Annotated in this window: 7 protein-coding genes; 2 read left to right on the top strand and 5 right to left on the bottom strand. The window is 73.4% G+C overall.

All coding sequences use genetic code 11. From position 1 onward, the window contains the following. From CQZ88_RS32040 to CQZ88_RS27705, 4 genes are all read right to left on the bottom strand, one after another. Positions 1–351, bottom strand: a 351-nt coding sequence (locus CQZ88_RS32040) for an Asp23/Gls24 family envelope stress response protein (protein WP_258008836.1), incomplete at its 3' end; no start/stop codon positions are given. Beyond that, on the bottom strand, positions 344–538 hold the full coding sequence (locus CQZ88_RS27715; protein WP_003937668.1) for a hypothetical protein: 195 nt from the start codon (positions 536–538) through the stop codon (positions 344–346). The genes CQZ88_RS32040 and CQZ88_RS27715, both read right to left, overlap by 8 nt. Continuing rightward, positions 535–852 carry a hypothetical protein gene (locus CQZ88_RS27710; protein WP_029545019.1) on the bottom strand — a complete coding sequence of 106 codons (318 nt, stop codon included), beginning with the start codon at positions 850–852 and terminating at the stop codon, positions 535–537. The genes CQZ88_RS27715 and CQZ88_RS27710 overlap by 4 nt, the downstream gene beginning before the upstream one ends. Next, complete coding sequence (locus CQZ88_RS27705; RefSeq protein WP_006936221.1) at positions 849–1310, bottom strand: Asp23/Gls24 family envelope stress response protein; 462 nt, start codon at positions 1308–1310, stop codon at positions 849–851. The genes CQZ88_RS27710 and CQZ88_RS27705 overlap by 4 nt, the downstream gene beginning before the upstream one ends. Positions 1311–1495: 185 nt before the next feature. On the opposite strand from CQZ88_RS27705, the gene CQZ88_RS27700 reads away from it, so the two are divergent. Both CQZ88_RS27700 and CQZ88_RS27695 read left to right on the top strand, forming a co-directional pair. Further along, the gene (locus CQZ88_RS27700; RefSeq protein ID WP_102800598.1) at positions 1496–2686 is read left to right on the top strand and encodes an NAD(P)/FAD-dependent oxidoreductase; all 1191 of its coding nucleotides are present in this window, start codon (positions 1496–1498) and stop codon (positions 2684–2686) included. Between the two features lie 31 nt (positions 2687–2717). Further along, positions 2718–3533 (top strand): glutamate racemase, encoded by an 816-nt coding sequence (locus CQZ88_RS27695; protein ID WP_102800597.1) that lies wholly within the window; start codon positions 2718–2720, stop codon positions 3531–3533. Between the two features lie 13 nt (positions 3534–3546). Here CQZ88_RS27695 and CQZ88_RS27690 read toward each other — a convergent pair. Then, on the bottom strand, positions 3547–4075 hold a 529-nt coding region (locus CQZ88_RS27690), incomplete at its 5' end, for a TetR/AcrR family transcriptional regulator (protein ID WP_180987094.1).

Here is a 4075-nt window from a genome sequence, read left to right as displayed (position 1 = left end):
GCCGGTCAGCTCGTGGAGCTGCCGGTCCACCGCGTCGTGCACACGCCGGGTCAGGGCGGCGGCGTCGTAGGGCCATTCCGCGGCGATGTACAGGTTGATCGCGACGGCGCCGCCGCCGGTGGTGACGTCGGCGCGGGGCAGGTCCCGCCCGGTGAACAGGCTCAGGCCACCGCGTTGACGAACCACACCGGGCACCTGGAGGGCGGCGGCCGCGGCGATCCGTTCGACGGCGCGGTCCTTGATGACCAGTTGGCCGCGGTGCCCGACGGGGTCGACCGTCTCGGTGGCGACCGCGTCGGCGCCGGCCTGGGCCGGCAGGGTCCTCGGGCCGGTGGGCGTGGGGTCAGCCACGGCCCCGGCTCCGCAGCAGAGCGCCCAGGTCGAGAAGCCCGTCCCGGTGGGCGCCGATCGCCATGCCGAGGGCGCCGAGCAGGATGCCGAACAGCAGGCCGCTGAAGCCCCCGAGGATGCCCGCGAGGGCCAGCAGCAGTCCCGCGAGGAGTCCGACGGCGGTGTTGCTGACAGGGGTGTGGTTCACTGGGTCACCTCACTGGTCGGGTGCTCGCCGTCGGGTGACGGGATCCGTATGTCTTCGATGGTCACGTCCACGGGGACGCCCAGCAGCGGCTCGAGCCGGGCGCGGACGGCGGCCGCCACGGCGTACAGGTCGGCCGGGTACTCGACGACGATGTGCACCGCGCACGTGTCGGAGCCGAGGCGGATCCCGGTGACGCGCCGGCCCGGCAGATAGGTCGCGACCTCGCCGAACGCTCCGCCGTGGAGGTCGGCGACGCCGGGCACGGTCCGGGCGGCGGCCGCGGCGAGTTCTGCGGGCTCGGCGGGGGTGGTCATTGGACGCGGGGTTTCAGGTCGTCGGCGACACCGGTGGTCTCGTCGAACAGCACGACGTCGAAGACGGTGATGTTGACCTCGGTGACCTCGAGGCCGGTCATCCGTTCGACGGCCGCGATCACGTTGTGGCGGATCGCGACGGCGAGTTCGTGCAGGGCCACGCCGTATTCGGCGACGATGCCGATGTCGATCGCGGCCTGTTTCTCCCCGACTTCCACCGCGACGCCCTGCCCGTGGTTGATCCGCGCGCCGGGAATGCGGTCCCGCAGGGCCCCGACCACGCGTGCGGTGCCCGCGCCGACGTCGTAGACGCCGCTGATCTCGCGGGTCGCGATTCCGGCGATCTTCGCCACGACCGCGTCGGCGATGATGGTGCGCCCCTGGGTGTCGACCGGTCCCGGCGCGATTCCGTTGCCGAACTGCACGCGGCTGACGCCTGCGCCGCTGTCGCTGGTCATGGGGGCTCCTCGTCGGCCTGCCGGATGAAGGTCTGTCCCCTCCGACTGTAGTAACTCCAGGCCGCCCCGGGTGCGGGGCACGTGGCTCGCATGAACGGCGCCCTGTCCGGAGGTCCCTGTATTTGGTAAAACAGTTGCACGGATTACGGTGGCGTGGGTCACTGCTGGCGGAGAGGGTGGAGCGGGTGGGTGAGACGGGAACACAGCGGATCGTCGTGGTCGGGGCGGGGCTGGCGGGGGTGCGTGCCGCAGAGGAACTGCGCCACGGTGGATTCGACGGCGAGCTCGTCCTGATCGGCGACGAGCCGCATCTGCCCTACGACCGGCCCCCGCTGTCGAAGGACGTCGTCCGTGGCGGGACCGACGACACCACCCTGCGGCCGCGGGAGTTCTTCGACGACCAGCGCATCGAGTTGCGCCTGGGTGTGCGGGTGCAGGCGCTGGACGCGGCGGCCCGCACCGTCGCGCTGTCCGACGGGCAGAGCGTCGGGTTCGACGAGTTGATCGTCGCGACCGGGTTGCGACCTAGGCGGTTGCCCGGCACGGCCGGGCTCGCCGGGGTGCACGTGCTGCGCTCCGTGGACGACAGCCGGGCCCTGCGCGCGGCGGTCGTCCCGGGCGGGCGGGCGCTGATCGTCGGCGCCGGGTTCATCGGCTGCGAGGTCGCGGCGAGCCTGCGGGCGCGGGGCATGGACGTGGTGCTGGTCGAGCCGCAGCCGACGCCGCTGGCGTCGGTGCTCGGCGAGCGGGTCGGCGCGCTGGTGGCCCGGTTGCACACCGACGAAGGTGTCGACGTGCGGGCCGGCGTGGGGGTGCGCGCCCTGCGCGGCGACGGGCGGGTCACCGGCGCGGTCCTGAGCGACGGCACCGACCTCGACGTGGACCTGGTGGTGGTGGGGATCGGCTCGGTGCCGGTCACCGACTGGCTCGACGGTTCGGGGGTGCGGGTGGACAACGGTGTGGTGTGCGACGGCGTGGGCCGCACCTCGGCCCCGCACGTGTGGGCGGTCGGGGACGTCGCGGCCTGGGAGGTCTCGGACGGTCGGTGCGCGCGTCTCGAGCACTGGACGAACGCGGGGGAGCAGGCGAAGGTGCTCGCCGGCGCGCTGCTCGGGTCCACCGTCGCCGACGCCGCGCGGGTGCCGTACTTCTGGAGCGACCAGTACGACGTGAAGATCCAGGCCCTCGGTGCGGTCCGCGCCGACGACACCGTGCACGTGGTGCGTGACGACGGCCGCAAGTTCCTCGCCTACTACGAGCGCGACGGTCGTCTCACCGGTGTTGTCGGCGCGGGACTGGCCGGGCCGGTGATGAAAATGCGAGGCAAGATCGCCGAGGGCGCGCCGATCACGGAGATCCTCGCGCCCACGTCCTAGCCGCCGGGACGGCGAGCGCTAGATTCGTGTGGTGATCGTTGCGCTCATCGACTCGGGTCTCGGCCTCCTGCCGACGTCTGCATGGCTGCGCCGATTGCGTCCCGAACTGGATCTGATGCTCTCGATGGACCCGGACGGCGCCCCGTGGGGACCGAAGCCCGGGGACTGGGTGATCGAGCGGGTCGTGAGCACCGCGGAGCGGGCCGTGACCCGGGGCGCCGAGGTGGTCGTGCTGCCGTGCAACACGGCGTCCGTGACCGCGCTCGAGCACGTGCGCGAGACGCTCGGTGACGAGATCCCGGTGATCGGAACGGTGCCGGCGATCAAGCCGGCCGCCGCGGCGTGCGAATCGGTGGCGATCTGGGCCACCGCCGCGACCCCCGCCAGCCGCTACCAGGCCGATCTGGTCGCCCGGTTCGCCGGGGACCGCGACGTGGTGGGGGTGGCCTGCCACGGGCTCGCCGATGCCATCGACCGCGGCGACACGACCGCTGCGGCCGCGGCGATCGCGGCCGCAGCGCAGCGGACCCCGCCCGACGTGGGTGGCGTCGTCCTCGGCTGTACCCACTACCCGCTGGTGGCCGACACCATCGCCGCGCACCTGCCGCCGGGTGTGCGCCTGTTCGACAGCGCCGAGGCGGTGGCGGCCCAGACCCTGCGCCGCATCGACGCCCTCGGTCGGCCGTGGGCGGGCAGCGGGCGGGTCGAGGTGTTCCTCAGCGGGAGGCCGGGTGAGCTGCCCCCCGGCGCCCTCAGCTTCCCGGCGGGCCGGCAGCTCGTCGACGGCATCGGCGACCCGACCGCCGGTCTGCCCGGCGACGAGGCTCCCCGGGCCGAGACGCGCTGATCCGCCGCCCTGCTCAGCCCATCCCGGTCATGCCCGCGGCGACGAGCCGCGCGATGCCGCCGAGTTCGTCGGGGGAAGGCCCGTCGAGGCCGAACAGCCGGTCGACCGTGGCGGCGGAGAACATCGCCGACACCCACGTCGTCGCGCAGGTGCGCAGGGTGCCCGGCTGTATCGGGCCGGGCACGCTGGCCTGCAGCACCCGCATGGTGGCCTCCTGCAGGGACGTCCGCAGCCGGCGCAGCGGGGTGCGCAGGCCCGGATGCGTCTCCGCCTCACGCCAGATCACCCGGAGCAGCGAGGAGTGGTGGGTGCGCAGGTCGAGGGCGGCGTCGAGGTTGACGAGGCTGGCCGCCGGGTCGCCGGGGGAGACGAGGCCGGTGACGTCCTGGATCGGTTCGGCCGGCAGCCGCTCGGCGACGAGCGTCTCGAGGATCGACTCCTTGGTCGGGAAGTAGTAGAAGATCAGTCCCTTGGGCACGTCCGCGGCGGCGGCGATCGCGGTCGTCGAGGTGGCGTCGAAGCCGTGGGCGGCGAAGAGGGTC

This window comes from Rhodococcus sp. ENV425 (genome assembly GCF_002887785.1).
In the GTDB taxonomy this organism is placed as follows: domain Bacteria; phylum Actinomycetota; class Actinomycetes; order Mycobacteriales; family Mycobacteriaceae; genus Rhodococcus; species Rhodococcus aetherivorans.
The sequence above is the reverse complement of the archived record's forward strand: the minus strand, read 5'-3'. Positions and strand labels throughout refer to the sequence as shown.

Excerpts from the sequence above, each read along its gene's own strand:
- CQZ88_RS27710 (WP_029545019.1), bottom strand. The coding sequence starts at position 852 with ATGACCACCCCCGCCGAGCCCGCAGAACTCGCCGCGGCCGCCGCCCGG.
- CQZ88_RS27705 (WP_006936221.1), bottom strand. The coding sequence starts at position 1,310 with ATGACCAGCGACAGCGGCGCAGGCGTCAGCCGCGTGCAGTTCGGCAAC.